General features: G+C 66.6%; 2 protein-coding genes and 1 pseudogene. All 3 read right to left on the bottom strand.

Annotation, left to right across the window (positions count from 1 at the left end; translation table 11 throughout):
* Positions 1 to 432, bottom strand: a 432-nt coding sequence (locus AC4FWB_RS34205; RefSeq protein ID WP_491030614.1) for an aldose epimerase family protein, incomplete at its 3' end; no start/stop codon positions are given.
* Between the two features lie 4 nt (positions 433 to 436).
* Positions 437 to 1,192 carry an SDR family oxidoreductase gene (locus AC4FWB_RS34200; protein WP_491030613.1) on the bottom strand — a complete coding sequence of 252 codons (756 nt, stop codon included), beginning with the start codon at positions 1,190 to 1,192 and terminating at the stop codon, positions 437 to 439.
* A 10-nt stretch (positions 1,193 to 1,202) separates the two neighbouring features.
* A pseudogene (locus AC4FWB_RS34195) lies at positions 1,203 to 1,321 on the bottom strand (sugar ABC transporter ATP-binding protein); the annotation flags it as partial.

The following is a 1,321-nucleotide window of genomic DNA, read 5'->3' as shown; positions in this document are numbered from 1 at the left end:
CATGCCGGCGCGGTTCTCGACCGTGAGGTGCGCCTCCAGCGCGCCGTTCTCCAGCGCATAGGTGACGGAGGCCGCGTAGCGGTAAGGGCCAATCGCGCCGTCCTCGAGCACCAGTTCGGCCTCGGTATCGGTGCGATCGACAAGCCGCCACGTTTTTTGGAAACCGTCACCATGGATCGGAAAGGCCTCGCCCGGCACATTCGGCGCAACGGCATGGAACTGGCCATCGAACTCGAAGCCGCCGCCGGAAATGCGGTTCGACCACGGCACCAGGAGCTGGCAGCCGGACGTGCCGGTGCCGTCCCCCGGCCTCAGCAGCGGAACCGGCGCGCTGCCGACCGCCAGCGCGTCGTAGCGGGCGATCGCCGCGCCCCGCTCCGGCGCCAAAACGAGCCTTGAGTACCCGTCGTTCAGTTCGACCATGCCGGTCATGATCTCACCAGCCGCCGTCGATGGCGATGTTCTGGCCGCTGATCATGTCGGAGGCCGGCGAGACGAGGAACAGCACGAGTTCGGCGACGTTGTCCGGCTCGATGCGCTTCTTCAGGCTCTGGTTCTCGAGGATCCAGTCATTGTACTCTTTGAGCCGGTCGCCGAAGACGCGCTCCTCGGCTTCCGACACCACCGCGCCCGGCGAGACCGCGTTGACGCGGACGCCGTGCGGTCCGAGCTCGCGGGCCAGTGACTTGGTGAGGCCGAGCATGGCGCCCTTCGACGCGACATAGGGCACGTAGCCGTCCCAGCGGCCATTGAGCGTGATCGAGCAGAAGTTGACGATCTTGCCGTAGCCCTTGGCCTTCATGCCCGGCGCGCAGGCCCGCGCCAGCGCGAAGGCGGCCGAGGAATTGACGCGGATCTGGTCCTCATATTCGGCGAGCGAAAATTCCTCGAAGGGACGGTTGATGATCAGCGCCGCGTTGTTGATCAAAATGTCGATGCCGCCTTCCTTTTCCGCCAACCCGGCAACGGCCGCTTCCGCTTCGACCAGCCGATTGAGGTCGCAGCCGATGAAGGCGATATCGCCCTTGGCCTGCCGGGCAAGTGCCGCCACAGTCTCCTCAGCGTCGCCGATGTCGGGTCGATCGAGCACCAGCACGCGCGCGCCGGCCCGCGCCAGCGTCACCGCCTGGGCCCGGCCGAGCGAACCGAGGCCGCCCGTCAGCAGCATCTTACGACCAGCGAGCGCCTTCATCGCCTACCCCTCACAGCACTCCGTGCACTTCGTCGATCGCGGTGTCCCCGATGCGCTTGTCCAGCACCACCTCGCCGCGCGCCATCGCCACGATGCGGTCGCAGCATTCGAAGACGTGGTGCATGTTGT

This window comes from Mesorhizobium sp. LEGMi-168a (assembly GCF_058312955.1).
Note: the sequence above shows the minus strand (reverse complement) of the source record. Positions and strands in the feature narration are given on the sequence as shown.